General features: G+C 28.3%; 23 protein-coding genes. 12 read left to right on the top strand and 11 right to left on the bottom strand.

Annotated elements, in window-relative coordinates; all coding sequences use genetic code 11:
* Positions 1-99: 99 nt before the first annotated feature.
* The 6 genes from AMRN_RS08365 to AMRN_RS08340 all read left to right on the top strand — a co-directional run bounded on the left by AMRN_RS08365 (position 100) and on the right by AMRN_RS08340 (position 5,808).
* The gene (locus AMRN_RS08365) at positions 100-1,338 is read left to right on the top strand and encodes an L-lactate MFS transporter (protein ID WP_099310257.1); all 1,239 of its coding nucleotides are present in this window, start codon (positions 100-102) and stop codon (positions 1,336-1,338) included.
* 105 nt (positions 1,339-1,443) lie between these two features.
* Positions 1,444-2,403, top strand: coding sequence for a methionine ABC transporter ATP-binding protein (locus AMRN_RS08360; RefSeq protein ID WP_099310258.1), 960 nt, complete (start codon positions 1,444-1,446; stop codon positions 2,401-2,403).
* Positions 2,400-3,038: a methionine ABC transporter permease gene (locus AMRN_RS08355; RefSeq protein WP_099310292.1), complete on the top strand. Its 639-nt coding sequence runs from the start codon at positions 2,400-2,402 to the stop codon at positions 3,036-3,038. The genes AMRN_RS08360 and AMRN_RS08355 overlap by 4 nt, the downstream gene beginning before the upstream one ends.
* Positions 3,039-3,051: 13 nt before the next feature.
* The gene (locus AMRN_RS08350; RefSeq protein ID WP_099310259.1) at positions 3,052-3,864 is read left to right on the top strand and encodes a MetQ/NlpA family ABC transporter substrate-binding protein; all 813 of its coding nucleotides are present in this window, start codon (positions 3,052-3,054) and stop codon (positions 3,862-3,864) included.
* Positions 3,865-3,998: 134 nt separating this feature from the next.
* Complete coding sequence (locus AMRN_RS08345; RefSeq protein ID WP_099310260.1) at positions 3,999-5,135, top strand: hypothetical protein; 1,137 nt, start codon at positions 3,999-4,001, stop codon at positions 5,133-5,135.
* A 76-nt stretch (positions 5,136-5,211) separates the two neighbouring features.
* The gene (locus AMRN_RS08340) at positions 5,212-5,808 is read left to right on the top strand and encodes a hypothetical protein (protein WP_099310261.1); all 597 of its coding nucleotides are present in this window, start codon (positions 5,212-5,214) and stop codon (positions 5,806-5,808) included.
* On the opposite strand, the gene AMRN_RS08335 is transcribed toward AMRN_RS08340, so the two are convergent.
* Positions 5,792-6,430, bottom strand: coding sequence for a tRNA-uridine aminocarboxypropyltransferase (locus tag AMRN_RS08335; RefSeq protein ID WP_228150786.1), 639 nt, complete (start codon positions 6,428-6,430; stop codon positions 5,792-5,794). The genes AMRN_RS08340 and AMRN_RS08335 overlap by 17 nt on opposite strands.
* A 139-nt stretch (positions 6,431-6,569) precedes the next feature.
* Here AMRN_RS08335 and AMRN_RS08330 point away from each other — a divergent pair, with 139 nt between their 5' ends.
* Genes AMRN_RS08330 through pdxH form a run of 4 tightly spaced genes read left to right on the top strand, consistent with a single transcriptional unit; the run spans position 6,570 to position 8,819 of the window.
* Positions 6,570-7,133, top strand: coding sequence for an ankyrin repeat domain-containing protein (locus AMRN_RS08330; protein WP_099310263.1), 564 nt, complete (start codon positions 6,570-6,572; stop codon positions 7,131-7,133).
* 58 nt (positions 7,134-7,191) lie between these two features.
* Complete coding sequence (locus AMRN_RS08325; protein WP_099310264.1) at positions 7,192-7,641, top strand: SRPBCC family protein; 450 nt, start codon at positions 7,192-7,194, stop codon at positions 7,639-7,641.
* On the top strand, positions 7,638-8,171 hold the full coding sequence (locus AMRN_RS08320; protein WP_165772827.1) for a glutathione peroxidase: 534 nt from the start codon (positions 7,638-7,640) through the stop codon (positions 8,169-8,171). Before AMRN_RS08325 ends, AMRN_RS08320 begins: the two co-directional genes overlap by 4 nt.
* Positions 8,172-8,180: 9 nt before the next feature.
* Complete coding sequence (gene pdxH, locus AMRN_RS08315) at positions 8,181-8,819, top strand: pyridoxamine 5'-phosphate oxidase (RefSeq protein ID WP_099310265.1); 639 nt, start codon at positions 8,181-8,183, stop codon at positions 8,817-8,819.
* Between the two features lie 9 nt (positions 8,820-8,828).
* On the opposite strand, the gene AMRN_RS08310 is transcribed toward pdxH, so the two are convergent.
* The 3 genes from AMRN_RS08310 to AMRN_RS08300 all read right to left on the bottom strand — a co-directional run bounded on the left by AMRN_RS08310 (position 8,829) and on the right by AMRN_RS08300 (position 10,892).
* Complete coding sequence (locus AMRN_RS08310) at positions 8,829-9,251, bottom strand: hypothetical protein (RefSeq protein ID WP_099310266.1); 423 nt, start codon at positions 9,249-9,251, stop codon at positions 8,829-8,831.
* Positions 9,252-9,320: 69 nt separating this feature from the next.
* Positions 9,321-9,800: a HugZ family pyridoxamine 5'-phosphate oxidase gene (locus AMRN_RS08305; protein ID WP_099310267.1), complete on the bottom strand. Its 480-nt coding sequence runs from the start codon at positions 9,798-9,800 to the stop codon at positions 9,321-9,323.
* 45 nt (positions 9,801-9,845) lie between these two features.
* Positions 9,846-10,892, bottom strand: coding sequence for a CNNM domain-containing protein (locus tag AMRN_RS08300; protein ID WP_099310268.1), 1,047 nt, complete (start codon positions 10,890-10,892; stop codon positions 9,846-9,848).
* A 212-nt stretch (positions 10,893-11,104) separates the two neighbouring features.
* On the opposite strand from AMRN_RS08300, the gene AMRN_RS08295 reads away from it, so the two are divergent.
* Positions 11,105-11,470: a hypothetical protein gene (locus AMRN_RS08295; protein WP_099310269.1), complete on the top strand. Its 366-nt coding sequence runs from the start codon at positions 11,105-11,107 to the stop codon at positions 11,468-11,470.
* Here AMRN_RS08295 and AMRN_RS08290 read toward each other — a convergent pair.
* The 3 genes from AMRN_RS08290 to uvrA all read right to left on the bottom strand — a co-directional run bounded on the left by AMRN_RS08290 (position 11,467) and on the right by uvrA (position 15,960).
* The gene (locus tag AMRN_RS08290; RefSeq protein WP_079579906.1) at positions 11,467-12,711 is read right to left on the bottom strand and encodes a dicarboxylate/amino acid:cation symporter; all 1,245 of its coding nucleotides are present in this window, start codon (positions 12,709-12,711) and stop codon (positions 11,467-11,469) included. The genes AMRN_RS08295 and AMRN_RS08290 overlap by 4 nt on opposite strands.
* Positions 12,712-12,827: 116 nt before the next feature.
* The gene (locus AMRN_RS08285) at positions 12,828-13,154 is read right to left on the bottom strand and encodes a DUF309 domain-containing protein (RefSeq protein ID WP_099310270.1); all 327 of its coding nucleotides are present in this window, start codon (positions 13,152-13,154) and stop codon (positions 12,828-12,830) included.
* The gene (gene uvrA / locus AMRN_RS08280; protein WP_099310271.1) at positions 13,132-15,960 is read right to left on the bottom strand and encodes an excinuclease ABC subunit UvrA; all 2,829 of its coding nucleotides are present in this window, start codon (positions 15,958-15,960) and stop codon (positions 13,132-13,134) included. The genes AMRN_RS08285 and uvrA overlap by 23 nt, the downstream gene beginning before the upstream one ends.
* 156 nt (positions 15,961-16,116) lie before the next feature.
* Here uvrA and AMRN_RS14340 point away from each other — a divergent pair, with 156 nt between their 5' ends.
* Entirely contained in the window at positions 16,117-16,242 is a 126-nt protein-coding gene (locus tag AMRN_RS14340) for a hypothetical protein (RefSeq protein ID WP_265734346.1), read from the top strand.
* Between the two features lie 3 nt (positions 16,243-16,245).
* Here the strand turns inward: AMRN_RS14340 and AMRN_RS08270 are convergent, their stop codons facing one another.
* From AMRN_RS08270 to doeB2, 4 genes are read right to left on the bottom strand one after another with little or no spacing between them, the layout of a single operon-like run.
* Positions 16,246-17,424, bottom strand: coding sequence for a M24 family metallopeptidase (locus AMRN_RS08270; RefSeq protein WP_099310273.1), 1,179 nt, complete (start codon positions 17,422-17,424; stop codon positions 16,246-16,248).
* Positions 17,425-17,448: 24 nt separating this feature from the next.
* Positions 17,449-18,846, bottom strand: coding sequence for an NAD-dependent succinate-semialdehyde dehydrogenase (locus AMRN_RS08265; protein WP_099310274.1), 1,398 nt, complete (start codon positions 18,844-18,846; stop codon positions 17,449-17,451).
* Between the two features lie 11 nt (positions 18,847-18,857).
* Entirely contained in the window at positions 18,858-20,105 is a 1,248-nt protein-coding gene (locus tag AMRN_RS08260) for a diaminobutyrate--2-oxoglutarate transaminase (protein WP_099310275.1), read from the bottom strand.
* 14 nt (positions 20,106-20,119) lie between these two features.
* Positions 20,120-21,283 carry a N(2)-acetyl-L-2,4-diaminobutanoate deacetylase DoeB2 gene (doeB2, locus tag AMRN_RS08255; RefSeq protein ID WP_099310276.1) on the bottom strand — a complete coding sequence of 388 codons (1,164 nt, stop codon included), beginning with the start codon at positions 21,281-21,283 and terminating at the stop codon, positions 20,120-20,122.
* Between the last annotated feature and the right edge of the window lie 177 nt (positions 21,284-21,460).

Genomic DNA, 21,460 nt, shown 5'->3' with positions numbered 1-21,460 from the left:
TGATGAGTATATATTAACAAAAGTTATAATATATACTGTTTTATGTTTGTTTATGATAAAATTTTCACCTAATTTTACTTAAAAATCATGGGGAAATATATGAAAAAAAATCGTTGGCTTATGGCTCTTGCTGCTGTTGGTGTGCATATTTGTATAGGGTCTGTTTATGCTTGGAGTGTTTATGTAAATCCTATTCAAGAACAAATGAAGTGGGATTTAACTGATGTAACAATTGCTTTTAGTATTGCTATATTCTTTCTTGGCTTATCTGCTGCACTTATGGGAAAATTTGTTGAAAAAAATGGACCTAGAGTATCTGCTACAATTGCAGCTTTTGCTTTTGGTATAGGAACTGCTGGTTCTGGACTTGCCATTTTAATGGAATCAAAACTTTTACTTTATTTCTTTTATGGAGTCTTAGGTGGATGTGGATTAGGAATAGGTTATATTTCACCAGTATCAACTTTAGTAAAATGGTTTCCTGATAAAAGAGGTCTTGCAACAGGACTTGCAATTATGGGATTTGGTTTTGCTTCAGCTATTTCAGGTCCAGCAATAAAGTTATTAATTGGTTCTGTGGGAATTGCAAATACATTCTTTATTTTAGGAAGTGTTTATTTTATCGTAATATTTATTTCAGCAATGTATTTGCAAGCTCCAAAAGAGGGCTACATGCCAAAGAAATTTAAGAAGAAAATCAAAGAGGGTAAAAAGAAAATCAAAAAAGATTTATCTAGTATGGGCTTAAATGAAGCTATAAAAACACCTAGGTTTTATGGTCTATGGATTATGTTATTTATAAATGTAACATGTGGAATTGCAATAATTGGAGTTGCTTCTCCTCTTCTTGAAGAAGTTATGGGTATTACGGCCCTTGCAGCTGCTGCTGCAGTTGGATTAATGGGTGTCTTTAATGGACTTGGAAGAATTTTTTGGGCTAGTATTTCTGATTTTTTAACAAGACCTATTGTTTATATAATATTTTTTGCAACACAAACAGTTGCTTTTTATGCCTTACCAAATATAAGTGAACTTATACTATTTCAAGTTGTCTTATATTTTATAATGTCTTGTTATGGTGGTGGATTTGCTTCAATTCCTGCTTATATTGGAGATATTTTTGGAACAAAAGAGTTAGGTGCTATTCATGGATATATTTTAACTGCTTGGGCAGCAGCTGGACTTGTAGGGCCTTTAATTATCTCAAATGTAAAAGATATAACAGGAAGTTATTCTCAAACACTATATGTATTTTCAGGTTTTTTCTGTATTGCATTAGTTGTTTCTATTTCAATGCTTTTAAATATAAAAAAATTGAAAAAACAGTTAGAAGATTAAAACAAAAAGGTAAAAATCCTTTTTGTTTGTCAAAATGTATAATTTAATAGATATATTAGTACTATTTTTATATTATACACAGTCAAAAATACAATAAGGTTTACTTTGGTTGAAATTAAAAATTTAAATAAATATTATGGGCAGATGAAAGTACTAAATGATATTAACCTTACTATTGAAAAAGGTGATATTTTTGCTATTGTAGGGCATAGTGGTGCTGGAAAATCTACACTTTTAAGATGTATTAATGGACTTGAAGGTTATCATGATGGTTCACTTATAGTAAATAATAAAGAAGTAAAAACATTAAAAGGTAGTGTGTTAAATGAGTTTAGAAAAAAAATTGGAATGATTTTTCAACATTTTTCACTTCTTCAAAGAAAAACAGTTTATGAAAATGTATCTTTACCAATGGAAGTTTGGGGATATAAAGAGAATGAAATAAAGAAGAAAGTTGATGATTTATTGCATCTTGTTGGACTTTCTAATAAAGCTAAGTCTTATCCAAAAGAACTAAGTGGTGGACAAAAACAAAGAGTTGCAATTGCAAGAGCACTAACACTTGATCCTGATATTTTATTAAGTGATGAAGCAACTTCAGCCCTTGATCCAAATACTACAACATCAATTTTAAATCTTTTAAAAAAGATTAATACAGAATTAAATATTACTATTATTTTAGTAACTCATGAAATGGAAGTAGTAAAACAAATAGCGCAAAAAGCTTTACTTTTAGAGTATGGAAATATAATAGGTTTAGATGTAACAGAAGATCTATTTTTACAACCTGATACAAAAATGAAAAGATTTTTGGGTGAGGATGAAGTAGTACCACAAGAGGGAGTAAATATAAAAATATACTTTCCAAAAGATAATGCACATCAATCACTTATTACTTCAATGGCAAGAGAATTAAATATGGATTTCAATATTGTTTGGGGAAAACTTGAAGAGATTAATACTCATATTATTGGGAACATGGTTATAAATATTCAAAATGAGCAAAAAGATACGGTTTGTAAATATTTAGAAAATAAGCAAATTACTTGGGAGATATTAAAATGATAAATATTTTATTGCCAGCAATTTGGGAAACTATATATATGAGTGTAGTTTCTACTTCAATTGCTGTTATTATAGGTTTTTTTACTGCTATTGTTTTAATACTTACACAAAAAGATGGATTGATGGAGAATATACAACTATATAGAGTTTTAGATGTAGTTATAAATACTTTAAGATCTTTTCCTTTTATTATTTTGATGATTGTATTATTTCCTGTAACTAAAATGATAGTTGGAAAAAGTATTGGAACAACTGCTGCTATAGTTCCACTTACAATTGGTGCTGCTCCTTTTATTGCAAGATTAATAGAGAGTGCTTTAAAAGAGGTTGATCAAGGTGTTATTGAAGCTGCAAAATCGTTTGGAGCTGGAAATTTCCAGATAATATTTAGAATAATGTTAGTTGAAGCATTGCCTGGTATTATTTCAGCCATAACTTTAACTTTAATTACTGTTGTTGGGTTTTCTGCAATGGCTGGAGCCGTTGGAGGAGGGGGACTTGGTGATGTAGCAATCAAATATGGCTACTACAGATTCCAAACTGATATTATGATGTACACTGTATTAGTTTTAATCATAATAGTACAGATATTTCAAAGTTTAGGTGATTATTTATACAAAATTACAAAAAAATAAAGGAAGGAAATAAATGAATAATTTTTTTAAAGTTGTTTTAGTTGCACTAGTTGCATTATTTTTAGGTGCTTGTTCAGATAGTAATGATAAGCAAGAGCAGAAAGTTCAAGAAAAGAAAGTTATAAAAGTTGGAGCTACTCCAATTCCACATGCAGAGATTTTACAAGAAGTAAAAAAAATCTTAGCAAAAGATGGTTATACATTAGAAATTGTTGAGTTTACAGATTATGTAACTCCAAATATTGCTGTTGAAGAGGGTGAATTAGATGCTAACTTCTTCCAACATTTACCATATATGGATGAGTTTAACAAAAATAAGAATACTCACTTAGTTAAAACTGTAAATGTTCACTTAGAGCCAATGGGAATCTATTCAAACAAAATAAAATCATTAAAAGAGATTAAAGAGGGTGATACAATAGCTGTACCAAATGATCCAACAAATGAGAGTAGAGCCTTAGATATTTTACAAAGAGAAGGTTTATTAACATTTAATGATGTAGAATTAAAAACTGCAAAAGATATTTTAGATAATCCAAAAAATCTTAAAATTGAAGAGTTAGATGCTCCTCAATTACCAAGAGTTTTAGATGAAGTAACAGCAGCAGTTATTAATACAAACTATGCTTTATTATCAAATCTTAATCCATTAAAAGATGCTTTAGCAATTGAATCAAAAGATTCTCCTTATGCAAATATTGTAACTATTAAAGCAGGTAATGAAAACAAAGAATATATTAAAGCTTTAAATAAAGCAATAACTTCTGAAGAGATTAAAAACTTTATTAGAACAAAATATGAAGGTTCAATTATAGAAGCTTTCTAAAATTGTTAAAAAAAGGGGTTATTCTCCTCTTTTTTAACAATTAACTACTATTTTCTTTACAATAAATTTCCCTTTAGGTATAATCTTATAAATAAATATGAGGGAAAAGTATCATATGATACAAAACTAATAACTTGCAAGAATTTAAAATTACAGACGAAATAAAAAACTTAGATTTAACAAATATCAGAAGCAATCTATTTCATTATAAATATGATAATAAATATTTGAAAAATCTTTATACAAAAGATGGAACTTTAAAAGAGGAGTCAAAAGAGAGTCCTACTTATCATAGTTTCAAAGGTGAAGTGTTTGAGAATATTATTTATGAACATTTATTAAGATTTGCTCAAAACAATGATGAGATAAAACGTTTTATTTTAAAAGGTCCACATCAAAATAAAAATAATATATTTAAAAAAAATGGACTTTTAATAGATAAAGGTGCTCAAATTGTCTATAAATCAGTGTATAAAGATATTAGTGAATTCGATGCATTGTTTTTTACAAAAGATAGTATATATTTTGTAGAAATGAGTAAATCAAAAAAAACTTCGGGTTTAAATAAAAGATTATTTAAAAAATTTGCTTTATTAAAATTACTATTTCCAAGTTTTGAAATTAAAGCTCTTATTGTATTAACACAAGGTTCTATTGGTCTTAGTAGATTTCCAGATTATTGTACAATTTGGATTACTAAAGAGTTTGATGATGAACAGATTTTAAAAGAGCTTATTTTAAATAAAGAGAGAAAAGAGACTTTAGTAGAATATAAAGATAAAAAATTTATTGAAGCTATAAATGTAAGGTATAAAAAGTTTTCTTACTTTGAAACATTGGAGTGGATTTTACATAAAAGTAGGGCTCACCAAACTCATGCTGTTGATTTGAGTTTTTTTAAATGTAAAAAACTATTTTTATATTTTGATATTTTCACTAAACTTTATATAGGTTTTATTACTATAAAAGATTTTAAACAACTTGTTCCTTATGAGGGTGATGCTAAAGAGGATAGAGTTCTTGTAACAATAGAAAAAATAAATCAAAAAAAGTTTGAAATTGTTTATTATTTGAGACAGACAAATCATAAATTAAAAAGAGTATCTTATTCAAAAGAAAAATTATCTATAGAAGATAAAGATCCAGAAGGATTTACTAATAAAGAGACAAGATTTATCTCTAAAATTTTACTACCTGAACATAGACTTTTAATAAAAAATATAAACAATTTAAGTAAGAAACTAGAAGAGAAATATTTAGTAAGTTTGTAATTCTTATATAATAAGAACTTCTTTTATTCTTTTTTTATTAAAAGCTAATATAATAGCGAAAAAATTTGGAGATTTTATGTTATTACTTGAAGCTTTTGGTGCTATCTTTTCTATTTTAGGTGCATATTTAATGTCCCTTAGCACTAAACATAATCAAAGACCTTTATACTTAGCTTTTATAAGTTTTTTAGCTGCAAACCTATCTTTATTTGCATTCTTTTTATTTGCAGGTAAAGTACCAATGATTATACAATTAGTATTTTTTTATGCTGGAGCCTTTTTAGGGATTATTAAAAAATCACCAAATCCTAAAAGAGATTTTAAAATTGTAACGACTATTTCAATAATCTATTTTTCAATACTTGCAATAATTTTATATTTTCAATCTATCTCTTCAATTGATTTTGAAGTATTGATTTTAGATAGTACTGCTGCATCTATGGCAATCATGGGAAATTTCTTCTTATCAAGTAGAAGTCATATTAGAAGATCATATGCATTTATACTATTTTTTATAGCTGATGTTTTATATGTATATGTGGGATATGCAAATGGATTCTATTTCTTTATGGCACAATCAATGTTTTTTATATATACATCTTTTAATGGATATAAAAATACAATGAAAGAAGAAATTGATGATTTTATAATCAGATTTAAGAGTAGGTTTTAACTCTTAAATCTCTTTTTTTACTACATTTTATTTGATAATTAACTAAATTCTCAAATGGTAGTAAAAAACTATCTAAGTATTTTGAATCAATATTTTCAATATTATGTTTATTTAATAAGTAAAGAATCTCTTTTGTGGATTCAATTGTTGAAAGACAATACTCTTGTGGTTGTGTTTTAAATCTATATGCAGATTGTTTAGTTGTTTTAAAACTTATTTTAGGTAAATCTTGTAAATTTAAACTTCTTTTTAAAATTGCTTTTGAACATGCCCATGTAGAATCTATAATAAATATAAGTTGCTTTTTTTTACTTTTTATAGTTGTTGTATTTATCAAAATTGATTCTTTTCCAGGATACAAAATAAAGCATTCATACTCTTTTATATACTTATTTATTTCTTCATGTTTTGTAAAGTCAATACCAATATAAATCTTAGAATTATTAAGTTGTAAGTTAGTTATCTTACCTGTTGTATTTTTTGTCTTTCTGTACTCTTTTGGGTGCATCAATATGATAAATTTAGTATTTGTATCAAAACTATTTATGTACTGACATAAACATGAGGTTTTTGGTCTATTGCATTTATAACAATATTCTCTTTGAGTAAGTATATTTTCCAATAATTTTCCTTTGCTGATATTATAGTAAAAAAAACTAGAAAGGATAATTATAGAAAAGCATATAATATCAATAACCATTATCAATATACTTTAAGCTTTGATATGCTAAAGTTTTATAATTAAACACAAAAGGCTAAATATGAGTACAAATATTTTTATAGATGATAAATTGACAAATAAAAATCTTTCTTTAAAAAAATTAATTTTTAGTGGTTTAGATATTAATCATCAAGATTCACAAGGTTGGTGCATACTTTTTGAAACTATTGTTTATAATGAAAATATTGAAGCAGTATTATCTTTAAATCCTGATATTGATTTAAGAGATAAAAAAGGTAGAAATGCACTTTATTGGGCTATTAAGTATAAGAATTTTAAAGCTGTAAAATTATTGATTTCTAAAGGAATTGATATGTATGTAACTCCTACTCTTTATGCTGTACATTTTGCAGTTTACAATGATGATGTAAAAATGTTAAAGTGTTTAAAAAATTGTGATGTTGATATAAACTATTTAGATGAGATTAATGCAACTGCATTAATATATGCAGTTTTATACAATAAAGTGCATTGTGTAGATTATTTGATAAATAATAATGCTAATATCTATCAAGTTGATATTTTAGGTAATAGCGCATATACTTTAGCCTATGAGTTACAAATGAAAAATTTGATAAAAAAGTTTGATAAACTAATCAAATAACAAAAAAACTATATTTAAATACTTTTTTTATGGTTATAATAGAATAAAAGGAGTATTTATGCAAACATTTACAAAACAAACTTATATAAATACAAGTTTAGAAGAGTTATTTAAGTTTCACTTAGATTCAAATAATCTTATAAAAATCACTCCTAAAAATATTAAAGCAGAACTTTTAACAAAAGATGTAAGCCCAAAAGAGGGTGCAATTTTAAAAATAAAAACTACAAAAAACTTTATTCCCTTTACTTGGGAAGTGAAAATAAAAAAAATGGATTATCCTAATATGTTTATTGATGTAGCTATAAAATCACCTTTTAAATTTTGGGAACATTCACATATATTTGAGCAAGAAGATGATAAGGTTTTGTTAAAAGATGTGGTAAGATATAAGTTGCCTTTTGGTTTTTTAGGTTCTTTGTTAGATGGCTTTATAAAAAAAGATTTAGAGCAAATGTTTGAGTTTAGACATGAAGTAACTAAAAAAATTTTAGAAGGGGAAATATGAGACTATTGATAATTATTACTTTATTGGTAAGTTCACTAATAGGAGCTAATATGAAAAATATATATGATATTGAAGTTGAGACTATAGATGGAAAGAAAATTAGTATAAATGAGTATAAAAACAAAGTTTTACTAATAGTAAATGTAGCTAGTAAGTGTGGATTTACTTCACAATATGAAGGTTTAGAAAAGTTATATGATAAGTATAAAAATAAAGATTTTGTTGTTTTAGGCTTTCCTTGTAATCAATTTATGAATCAAGAACCAGGCACAAATGAAGAAATAAAAGAGTTTTGTAGTTTAACTTATGATGTTAGTTTTCCAATGTTTTCAAAAATCGATGTTAATGGCGATGAAACTCATCCATTATATAAATTTTTAAAAAGTGAAGCTTCAGGTTTTTTAGGAACAGAAGCTATTAAATGGAATTTTACAAAATTTTTAATTGACAAAAATGGAAATATTATAAATAGATATTCTCCTTCTACAACACCAAAAAGTTTAGAAGATGATATAGAAAAATTACTTTAGGAGAAATTTATGGACTTAAGTTCTATGAGAGAAGAGTACGTAAATAATGGATTAAGAAGAAAGGATTTAGATCAAAATCCTATAAAACAGTTTGAACAATGGTTTGAACAAGCAATGAGTGCAGATTTAATAGAAGCAAATGCAATGACTTTAGCAACTGTAGGTAATGATATGATGCCCTCAGTAAGAACTGTATTATTGAAATTTTTTGATGAAACTGGTTTTGTTTTCTTTTCAAATTATGAAAGTGTAAAATCAAAGCATATGGAAGAAAATTCTAAAGTCGCACTTCATTTTGCTTGGCTTGGCTTAGAAAGACAAGTAAAAATTGAGGGTAGGGCTGAAAAAATATCTTCATCAAAATCATTAAAATATTTTTTGTCAAGACCTAAGGGAAGTCAAATTGGAGCTTGGGTTTCACAACAAAGTCAAGTTGTTAGTTCAAGGTCAGTTTTAGAAGCTAAGTTCAATGAAATAAAAAATAAATTTGTAAAAGGTGAAATTCCTTTTCCTTCTTTTTGGGGAGGTTATATAGTAAAGCCTGAGAAAATTGAATTTTGGCAAGGTGCTAAACATAGATTACATGATAGATTTCAATATACTTTACAAGAAAATAATAGTTGGCAAATTGATAGACTAGCCCCTTAGGGCTAGTTTTTAATAGCTTAAATTTTTATAGTCATTATTTAATAAATCTTTTGAAACATCCATTGGTTTAGCAACAGTGATATTTGACATTAAATCAGTTTTTTGAAGATTTTTATTTGGTAAATATAAAGGACAAACTTTAACACTTGCGCCTTTATTTATTATTGCTTTTAGCATCATTTTTGGAGATTTATTCATTGGTTTTAAAGTTTCACTTTTACTATTTTTAAGTGCTAAATCACCAGCTTTTGAACACAGTACCATATTCACTTTTTTATTTTGTTTTAAAGTCATCATTGATAAAACCATTGACATCATTTGTGTTTGAGCATTATCTGATGTAACTAAAACATTTAATCCTTTTGCACTAGTTGCAAATGCAGAAGTAGTTAAAAATAGACCAAGAGTAGAAACTGCAAGTAATTTTTTCATAATTATTCCTTATATTTAAGTATTAGGAATTATTATAATTAATAATGTCTTATATATAAGTTAAAATTATTATTTACTTGTGTGACCTTTTTGATTATCTCTTTGAATTAACTCATCAAAATTCTTACCACCAATATTATAAGCTCTACCAAAACCAAATACTGCTTCACCATAATTGACTTCTAATTCAAATAGGTGAAAATCATTCATTTTTCTTGTCATTTTGACTGTTTTTTCATCTAGTTTCTCAAACTTATCTAATATTAATTCAAATTTATCTGAACCTCTTTGAAGTATTGAACTATTTGCTTGAAATACTACTCTTTTTCTTGCAAAAATATTTTCACAATTATTTTCATCTTCTATAAAAAATATTGATACTTTAGGATTTGATTTTAAGTTTCTTGCATGTTTTGCCATATCACTTAAATAGACATAATATTTATTATTATATTTAATAAATGGTGCATAACTATTAAAAGGAGAGTTGTTCTCATCCATTGTTGCAAGTATTATAGATTTGAAATTGTTAATAAATTGATTTAGCATATTTTTGTAACCTTTTTATATAGATAAAAAGAAAGAGTATTGATTTTACTCTTTTTCTCTTTCTTTTCTTTTAGCTTTCATTTTATTTAATGCAAGTCTTCTCATATCTGCTGTTGTATCAAGTTCATCCATTATTTCAAGACCTAATAATGTTTCAATACAATCTTCTAATGTCACAAGTCCTTCTGTTTGGTCATAGTTGTCCAAAACAATAAACATGTGTTCTTTTTTTTGTATAAACTTACTTAATGCTTTTCCTACTGGAATATTTTCATTTAAAGCAAAAACTGGTGTCATGATTCTTTCAATAGGAACATTTTTATCTTTAATTGCTTGTCTAAAAAGTTTTTTGGTTAATACAACACCAACAATATTATCAATTGATTCATCATAAACAGGAACTCTTGAAAACTTATATGTTCGTTTATCTTCTAATATATCTTTTATAAAAGCATCTTTTTGAACCGCGTACATAACTGATCTTGGAGTTAAAATATCTTTTACTTTTACTGCATTTAAAGTTAATGTATTTTCAATGATATCTGATTCTAAATCACCAATTACTCCTTCTTCTTCACTTAAAAGTGTAGAATGAATTAATTCTTCTCTTGAAAAAGAATCATTATTTGAAGAGTTTTTAGATATCTTTTTTGTTACAAATTGTGTTATTATTATTATAGGATAAGTAATAAATACAAAAACGTTGATTATTCTTGCTGCTACTGCTGCTAGTTCTTTCCAATAAACTGCACCAATTGTTTTAGGAATAATTTCTGCAAAAAACAGAATCATAAAAGTCAAAATTATAGAAATAATCATTACTAATGTTTTGTCACCACTAAATACATTTTGTGCTTGAACACCAATAGCTGTTGCACCTAATGTATTTGCAATTGTGTTAATAATTAAAATTGATGCAATTGTAATATCAATTTCTGATTTTAATTTTTTTAGTAATTTTCCAGCAGTAGGATTTTTATTTTCTATTACTGAAACATATGAAACTGTTGTTGATAGAATTACTGATTCTAAAACTGAACATAAAAACGATGTGCCTATTACAATAAAAAATAGAAGTATTAATATTTCCATTTTATATCACCTGTAATAATCTTGCACCTCTGGGAACTGTCTTCCAATTAATTTCTCCTTAAATTAAATAGTAATAAATCATACTATTTTGAAAAAAATACAACGTATCATAGCAAAATTTAACTTTATTTAAAAAATATTTGACAAAAGTTTGCTTTTTTATATATAATAAAGAATACATTCAAAGTGATAACTTTAAAAAGGAGGTTGCTATGGAGTATGGACTAATTCCAAAACTTGAATCTTACAGTAATGACCAATCACTTCAAATACAAAAGGTACAACCTTCAAATTCTATTTCTCAAGTAATTGAGGGAAAAGAGTCTTCAAAAGTAAAAGAAGAGTTTTTAAAACTTGATGAAACTAAACAAACAAATAAAACATCTGATTCTAAAGTTTCAAATCTTATTGAGTATAACTTAACAAATTTAAACTTTGGTTATAATCGTAACTCAAAAGATTTTTATGTAAAAGTACAAAGAGGTGATTCAGAAAGTCAATACCCAACAGATGAGATGATGAGATTAAAAGCATTTTTATTGAAAAACCAGCAGCAAGAAGCTGCTAATTTTTCTTAGGCATTACTAGTTTTATTTATTTCATTTTGTGTATATTCATCTACTATAACTGCACAAGCTGCATCACCTGTAATATTTAATGCTGTTCTTGTCATATCAAATATTCTATCAAGTGCAAAAAGTAAAGGTAATCCTTCAATTGGTATTCCAGCTGCAATAAGTACTGCAACAACTAAAAATGAAGGTCCAGGAACTCCTGCTTGTCCAATTGCTCCAATAGTTGCAGTAAGTATAATTGCTGCATATTCTGTAAATCCTAAATCTACATTAAATATTTGTGCAAAAAATATTGCTACAAGACCATAATAAATTGCATTACCACTCATATTAATAGTAGCACCCAATGGTAAAACAAATGATGATGTACTTTTAGAGATTTTTAATTCTTCTTCACAAACTTCCATAGTAACAGGAAGTGTTCCCATTGATGAGGCTGTAGATAAGGCAACTGTTTGAGGTTTTTTCATTGCACTTATAAATTTTCTAACACTCATTGTTGAAAATAGTTTAATTAATAAAGGAAAGAAAATAAAACCAAAAATTAAAATTGCCGCAAAATAAACTAGAACTAAATTTGTAATTAGTTGCAGTACGTCAAATCCAAATGTACCTATAGCATCTGCCATTAGACCAAATACACCAATAGGTGCAAATTTCATTACTACATGAATCATCCAAATAAAAGCTTCTACAAGAGCATTAATCCCACCAAGTAATGACTCTGATTTCTTTTTTTCTAGTTTTGAAATGGCAATTCCTAAAAATAAACAGAAAAATAGTATTTGTAAAATATTTGCATTGTTTAGTGATACAAAAATATTTGTAGGAATAATTCCTGTAATAGTTTCAAAAAATCCTGGAAGTTCACCTTTTGATGCATATTCATTTGAGAACATTCCCTCAACGCTACTTAAGTCAACTCCAATTCCAGGTGTAAAGTATTCTCCCATTGTTAAAGCTAAAGCAACTGCAAATCCTGAAGTAATTAGGAAAAATGCAAAAGTTAAGGCTCCTATCTTCCCAGCTGATTTAGTTCCACCAATACTTGCTGCCCCACTTATAATAGAAATTGCAATCAATGGAATAACTAACATTTTAATCAAGTGAATAAAAATTGTTCCAAGAGGTGCAAATACTACTGCATCGTGTTTCATAATAACACCTACAATAGTACCTAAAACCATTGCAATTATAATTTGAATACCTATATTAGAAAAGATACTCTTTTTGGTTTGTGACATAATAATGTTTCCTTTATTTCAATAAATTATAGAGAATTATATATTTATTGCTTTTAGTATAAACTTATATAGTGCAATATTCTTAAGTTAATTTTGTAATTTAAGTTAATATAAAGCTAATCTGTCAATTCTTCTTTTTTTTCTTCAAGAATTTTACAAGCATAAAAGAATCGATTTTTATTATTTATTTTTGCATTAGTTAATAAAGGTTTATATTTTAAATATACTGGCCATACTTTTTTAAAGCCATCAGGTCTTTTTTTGATATGGTATAAGGCAAGTGCTGTTGCTCCATTAATCAAACCTTGTATGGCTTTTGCTTCAAGTTTTAAACCTTGTTTTTTAAAAGTTTTCCAGTCATCTTCAAGTATTTCATGAGCCTCTACAAATTTGTGTTCTTGTAAAGCCTCTATAAAATTATCAATTGGCTTTTTGTTGTTCATTTAGTTCTTTTTCTAAATAATAACCTGTATAAGATTTTGTTTTTTTATGAGTTTTTGCTAACTCTTCAGGTGTTCCTTGGGCTACTATTTTACCACCTTTACTTCCACCTTCTGGACCAATATCAATAACCCAATCAGAGTTTTTAATAATATCAAGATTATGCTCAATTACTAAAACTGAATTCCCAACTTCTACAAGGTGATGTAAAACTTTTGTTAGCCTATCTACATCTGCAAAGTGTAATCCAGTTGTTGGTTCATCTAAAATATATAAAGTGTTTCCTGTGTCTTTTTTGCTTAATTCTTTACTTAATTTTATTCTTTGTGCTTCCCCACCACTTAATGTAACTGCATTTTGTCCAAGAGTAATATATCCAAGTCCCACATCACTTAAAGTTTTTAATTTTGCATGAATCTTTGGAACTTTTGCAAAGAACTCTAAAGCTTCATCTACACTCATACTTAATACATCAGCAATACTTTTTGATTTATATAATATTTCTAAAGTTTGTCTATTGTATCTTTGTCCATGACATTCATCACATTTAACCATAATATCAGGCAAGAAGTGCATTTCAATTTTTATTTCACCTTCACCTTGGCATTTTTCACATCTTCCACCTTTTACATTAAATGAAAATCTTCCTATTTTATAGCCTCTTAAACTAGCCTCTTTAGTTTTAGAAAATAGTGTTCTAATCTCATCCATTAAACCTGTATAAGTTGCAGGGTTACTTCTTGGAGTTCTACCAATTGGACTTTGATCAAGATAAATTACTTTATCTAAATTTTCCAAGCCATTTATTTCAACCCCATCAACTTTTTTAACTTTTTTTGCATGATTTAAAAGTTCTTTTGCAACAGGTAGAAGTGTTTGTAATATTAAAGATGATTTTCCACTACCACTAACACCTGTTATTGATACTAAATTTTTCAATGGCAATTGAACATCAAGATTTTTAATATTATTAATAGTTACATTTTTAATTTCAATAAATTTTTCTTGTGGTCTATTATGTACATAAGCAATTTGTTTTTTACCTGAAACAAATTTTGATGTTAAAGTATTTGCTTTAAGCATTTGTTTTAAAGTACCTGCAAAAACTATTTCACCACCATATTTACCAGCATTTGGACCAATGTCAACAATAAAATCTGCTTCTTTAATTGTTTCTTTATCATGTTCTACAACTATTACAGTATTGCCTTTTTCTTGTAAAGCTTTTAATGTTTTGATAAGTTTATTTGTATCTCTTTCATGAAGACCAATTGATGGTTCATCAAGTACATACATAACACCTGTAAGTCCAGAACCAATTTGACTTGCAACTCTGATTCTTTGAGCTTCACCTCCTGAGATTGTTCTTGCATCTCTTCCTAAAGTAATATATCCAAGACCTACGTCATTTAAAAAGAAAACTCTCTCTTTTATCTCTTTTAATATTGGAGCTGAAATCATTCTATTTTGTTCATTAAAGTATTCAAAGTTTTTATCATCTTGAAAAAATGTGTGTGCATCTTCAATAGGTAAATTTATAATATCAGAGATTGTTTTATTTGCAACATATACACTTTGTGAAGATGGTTTTAATCTATTGCCATTACATGAATCACAAGTTTTTTCAGTCATATAATCTGCCATGTCTTTTTCATCTTTTACCATATTATATGCAATAGTTACAATACCTTCCCATTTTCTTTTTAGCTTGTGTCTTTTCCATGTAAAAACAGCTTCATCAACACCACCATGTAAAATAGCTTTTTGTTCATGGTCTTTTAGTTCACTAAAAGTTTTATTCATATCAATATTAGCAGCTTCACAAAATGCTGTTAGCATTTTAAAATAGTAACCTTTGTTAAAGCCATATATGATTTTAATAGCTCCATCTTTTAAAGTTAAATCTTCATCTATGATTTTTTTCATATCAAGTGAATATCTAATACCTAATCCATCACAAGATGAACATGCACCTTTTGGTGAATTAAATGAGAAACTTAACGGCTCTAATGGTTCAAAAGATATTTTACAGTCAAAACAAGCCATATGCTCAGAATAGTGAACATGTTTTTCACAATCTAAATCTTTATGATTTAATATTTCAATTTCAAGTTCTCCAAAACTCTCTTTTAAAGCTTTTTCAACATCTTGAGCAATTCTATCTCGATTTTCTTCTTTTATAACAACTCTATCTATTACTATTTTAATAGTGTGCATTTTGTTTTTTTCAAGCTCTATTTCTTCATCTAGCCTTACCATCACACCATCAATCATAGCTCTTACATAACCTTTATTTCTAAGTGATTCTAAAAGATCTGCAAAAGTTCCTTTTTTTCTGTTGATTAATGGTGCAAGAATTATGATTTTTGCACTATTTGGTAAAGATAAAACTTGCTCAATAACATCAGAAGAGCTCATTTGAGAAATTGGTTGTCCACATTTATGGCAATGTTGTTTTCCAACCCTTGCGTATAAAAGTCTAAAATAATCGTAAACTTCTGTAATCGTTCCTACTGTAGAACGAGGATTTTTTGATGTAGTTTTTTGATCAATAGCAATTGCAGGAGTTAAACCCTCAATTCTTTCAACATCAGGTTTTCCAACTTTATCTAAAAATTGTCTTGCATATGCAGACAAAGATTCTATATATCTTCTTTGACCCTCAGCATAAAGAGTATCAAAGGCTAATGTGGACTTTCCTGAACCAGAAAGTCCAGTAAAAACTATAAGCTTATTTTTGGGAATTTCCAAATTTATATTTTTTAAGTTGTTTTCTTTTGCGTTGTAAATTTTAATTGAATCTTTCATAAATAATAATCCGTTTTTTAATAGGTTTGTAAAAAATAAAGCCTTTATTATACCAAAGAAAGATGAAACTAAATATATAAAAAATGTAAGTTTATAAATTTGTACATTTTATAAGTATTTTTATAATTTAATATAGAAAATAAACTAAGGAGTAACATGAAACTAATAATAAAAATTATATCTTTATTTATAGTATCATTTTTAATAGTATCAATTGTTTCATTTGTAATAGAGCCAAGAGCAATTAAAAAAATATACTCTTGGCAAGAAATTTTTAAATAAATTTTATTTAAAAAATAGTTTTCTTGGATAATCACAAAGTGATTCATATCCAGTATCTGTAATTAAAATACTTTCAGTTATCTCTATCCCCCAGTCATCTTGCCAAATACCTGGCATAAAGTGAAAAGTCATTCCTGCTTTAAGTATTGTATTATCAGAAGCTCTAATACTAAATGTTCTCTCACCCCAATCAGGAGGATAACTAACACCTATTGGATATCCACACCTAGCGCCATGTCTATCTATGCCATATTTAAGCATTACATTATCAAGTGCTTTTGCAATGTCACTTGCTTTATTACCTGGTTTTGCTTGTTCAAGTCCTGTATCAATTGCTTCAAGCAATGCTTTTTCAGCATTCAAAAATCTTTCAGATGGTTTTCCCATATAAAGTGTTCTTGACATTGGACAATGATACCTTTTATAACATCCTGAAACTTCAAAAAAAGTTCCTTCATTTGCTTTAAAGGGTTTATTATCCCAAGTGATATGAGAAGCAGAAGCTTCTTTCCCAGATGGAAGTAAAGGAACAATTGAAGGGTAATCACCACTATATCCATCAACTCCTTCAATTGCTGTTTCATATATTTGTGCAACAACAAAACTTTTTGGTATTCCAACTCTTGCAACATCTAGTATTCTTTGATGAATTTTAGATGTAATTCTTCCTGCAATTTTCATATACTCAATCTCTTTTTCAGATTTTATACATCTAGCCCAGTTTACAAGGTTTTGGCTATCTACAAATCTTGCTTTCCAAAGATTTGATACTAAACTTAAATGGGCTTGTGCAGAATAGTAATAATTATCCATCTCTGTTGCAATTGTTGCATCATGCCAACCTCTAGCAAAGAAGATATTCTTTGCTAGCCATTCCATTGGATGTTTATGGAGATTTTGAACATACTCTTCAGGGTAAGCAACTAATTTATCATCTTTCATATAACATCTAAGAAGTGCTGCACTTCTATCCATAGCTCTTCCAAACCAAATAGGTTCTTCTTCATCTAAAGATACAATTACCCCTTGATGCACATAAAATGACCAACCATCATATCCTGTTAACCAATTCATATTTCCAGGATCAGTTGCAAGAAGTACATCAATGCCTTTTCTTCGCATTTCTCTTTGTACTTTTTTTACTCTTTTTACATATTCTGCTTTAGGAAAAGCTAATTTCATTTTTGCTCCTTAATAAGAAGTAAACTACCCTTTAGCTGGACCTACCCAAACTTGTTGTGTGTTTACAAACATTTTTATACCATGTGGTCCCAACTCTTTACCAATTCCTGATTTTTTAACTCCTCCACTTGGAAGTCTTGGATCAGATTTTACAATGCCATTTATAGAAACTTGTCCTGTAACAATTTTTTTTGCTAACTCTTTTCCTTTTTGAGTGTCACCTGTCCAAATTGAACCACCAAGACCATATTCAGTATCATTTGCTACTTTTATAGCTTCTTTTTCATCTTTTACTTTGATAATTGCTGCAATAGGTCCAAATGTTTCTTGACAAGATACTACCATTCCAGGTTCAACATCTGCAAGAATTGTAAGGGGAAAGAAAAAACCTTTTCCTTCATATCTTTGTCCCCCAAGTATCAATCTTGCACCTGCTGCAACTGACTTATCTACTTGTTCATGCATTTGGTCTACTAACTCTTTTCTTGCAATTGGACCTATTGTCGTTGTTTCATCTTTTGGATCACCTAGTTTCAATTTTTCAAATCTTTGTTTAAGTAATTCAATAAATTTTTCATATATTGGTTCTTCTACAATAATTCTTTTAGCTGCTATACAAGATTGTCCTGCATTTATATATCTTGAAAGAGTAATAATATCAGCAGCTTTTTCTAAATCTTGTGTATCTTTTAAAATAATAGCAGGATCACTTCCTCCTAATTCTAAAACAACAGGTTTAATCTCACTACCAGCAATTGCACCCACAGAAGTACCTGCTTTTGATGAACCAGTTAAAGAAATACCTTTTACAATAGGATTTCTAATTATTGTTTCTAAACTAGAGTGTCCTACAACTAAATTTTGAACTACATTTTTAGGAAAACCGGCTTTTTGAAAAGCTTCAATTATTCTTATTGCACATAAAGGAGTATGCGAATCATGTTTCATAATACAAGTATTTCCAGACATAAGAGCTGGTGCTAAATATCTAAAAGCTAACCAAAATGGTGCATTCCAAGGTAAAATACCTAAAGTTACACCTAAAGGTAAATATTGAACATAACTTTCAGTAGCATCAGATTCTAAATATTCAGTTTTTAAATAATCTTCTCCAAATTCTGCATAGTGTTCTGCTGCTAGAGCAGCTTTATTTACTTCTCCTCTTGCTTCATTTATTGGCTTTCCCATCTCTTCTGTCATAGGTAAGGCATAATAATCAAGATTATCTTTCATCTGTTTTGCAACAGCATTTAAAAGCTTTGCTCTTTGCTCATAGGTTGTATCTTGCCACTCATTACAAAATGCTTCTTGAGCATTTTGTAAAATTTCAGTAGTTTCTTGCGTATCATGCATTTTAACTTCATATACATCTTCTTGTGTATATGGATTTATTGATTTAAAGTGTGTTGTACTATATCCCATAATATTTCCCCTTATGATAAAATTGCTTCAACAGAAGCAGTGAATCTTTCTAAACCTTTATTTAATTCTTCATCTGTAATAGTTAAAGGAGGAATAAACTTAATAATTTCACCTGTAGAGCAAGCTCCTATAATCAGACCATTTTCATATGTTTTTGCTGTAATTTCTTTTACTGTTGCTGCACTATCAAACTCAATTGCTAACATCAAACCTTTTTGTCTTACATCAACTACTTTTTCATATTTTGAATTTAGTTTATCTAAAACTTTTCTTACTATATCACCTTTTCTTTTTGTTTCTTCATTGAATTGTTCATTTTTAAAATATTCAAGTCCAATTTTCCCTGCAACAAAAGAGAAACCTTGTCCTCTAAAAGTACCTGTGTGTTGACCTGGACTCCAAGCTTTATCAACTTCTGGTTTATTTACTAACATTGCAATTGGAGTACCAAATCCACCTAAGCCTTTTGCTAGGATTATAATATCAGGATCAACATCTAAATCATCAAAACTAAAGTAACTTCCACATCTTCCACAACCGCATTGAATACTATCTAAAATAAAAAGTGCACCTGTATCTTTTGCAAGTTGTTGAACTCCTTGAAGCCACTCTTTAGTAGCAATTCTAACACCACCTTCTGCTTGAACAGGTTCAACTATAAATGCAGCAGGAGGAAGCATACCAGAAGCTAAATCAAACATTTTTTGTCTTAAATTTTCTAAAGCATCCATATCATTAAATGTATCTCTAATTACATGATTTAAAGGAACTCCAGAACTACTTCTAAAAGCATTATTTGCAGTGCAAGCTAATGCTGCTAAAGTCATACCATGAAAACCTCTATTAAAAGCAACCACTTCTGTTCTTCCTGTGATTTTTCTAGCTAACTTTAATGCTGCTTCTACAGCATTTGTTCCTGTAGGACCAGTAAATTGAAGTTTTCTGTCTTCCCATCCTCTTGGTTTTAAAACTGTATCTACAAATGTTTTAATAAAATCTCTTTTTACATCAGTAAACATATCTAATGAATGAGCAACTCCATCTCTTTGTATAAACTCTATTAATTCTTCTTTCATCTTTGGGTTATTGTGTCCAAAGTTTAAAACTCCAGCACCGCCAAAAAAGTCTATAAACTCTTTATCATCTTCATCAATCATTGTCGCATTTGATGAAGATTTAAATACAGTAGGTACTGCTCTACAATATGCTCTAATTTCTGATTCATATGTTTCAAAAATTGTTTTATCATTATTTAACATTTTAAACTCCTTATTTATATAAATTCACATTCTAAGTTTGCAAGTTTTGTAAATACCTTACAAACAGGTTCAATAAGCTCATCATTAAAATCATAATATGCATTGTGACAAGGCTTAGTGTGTTTTTCTTGACCATCATTACTTCCAATTAATGCAAATGCACCTGGTATTTCTTGTAAATAATAACTAAAATCCTCAGATGCCATAATTGGTGTAGCAATATCGCTTTTATAATCTTTTCCTAATACTTCTTCTAATTTTTCTCTCATGCTTGAAGCTGCATTTTCATGATTTATTGTAGGAGAATATCTATTCCTAAATTCTACAATTGCTTCTGTATTATATGCTTTTGCAGTATTTTGAGCAATTTCTTTAATTGATTTTGCAACTTCATCTCTTGTTTTTAAATCTGGTATTCTAATACTTCCTTCAATTTTTGCGTGAGATGGAATTGTTGTAAGACCACTTCTTGCATCGATTGAAGTAACTGAAACTACACCTGCTTTTTGAGGAGCTATTCTTCTACTTACTATTTGTTGTAATGCCATTGTAATAGCACTAGCAGCAAGGACTGGATCTTTTGATATTTCAGGTTGAGAAGAGTGACCTCCTTGACCATTTATATCAATATGAAAAGTTCCATTACCTGCCATTACTACTCCATCTGGGCATATTGCTTGACCAAATTTAATTGCTGGCCAGTTATGCCATCCATAGATAAATTCAACACCTTTTAATGCCTCTTCCTCAAGCATTTTTTTCGCTCCATGACCACCTTCTTCAGCAGGCTGAAAAACTAAAGAAACAGGACCTGGCAGCTGATCTTCATACTGTTTTAACCAAATTGCAGTGGCTAAAAGTGTTGCTGTATGACCATCATGGCCACATGCATGCATACAATTGGGTTTTTGTGATTTATACGGAACTGTTGTTTGTTCATCTATTTCTAAAGCATCAATATCGCCTCTTAGTGCAATATGTGTGCCTTTTGCATTTGGCGCAAGGGTAACAACAGTCCCTGTATGGGCAAACTCTTTATAGGGGGTGTAGTGGGCTTTTAGTGTCGCTCTAATTGCTTTTGCAGTATCTATTTCTTCCCAAGTCAGCTCAGGATTTTTATGTAACTCTTTTCTAAATTTTTTTGCAAACTCTATTATTTCTATCCATTTAAGTTTCATAATTTATCCTTACATTAATAGCTAAAATAAAAAATTGTATCATATTAAACAGTAATTTACAACAACTTTACTATTAAGAGTAATTATTATTTTTATTTTGATAAATTCTATTGGATTTGAAACTAAAAATTTATAAATAATTGTCCATTATAGAAGCAATTTATTGGTCCATGATTA

It is taken from the genome of Malaciobacter marinus (assembly GCF_003544855.1).
Classification (GTDB): Bacteria; Campylobacterota; Campylobacteria; order Campylobacterales; family Arcobacteraceae; genus Malaciobacter; species Malaciobacter marinus.
This window is presented reverse-complemented; position numbering and strand designations above follow the sequence as displayed.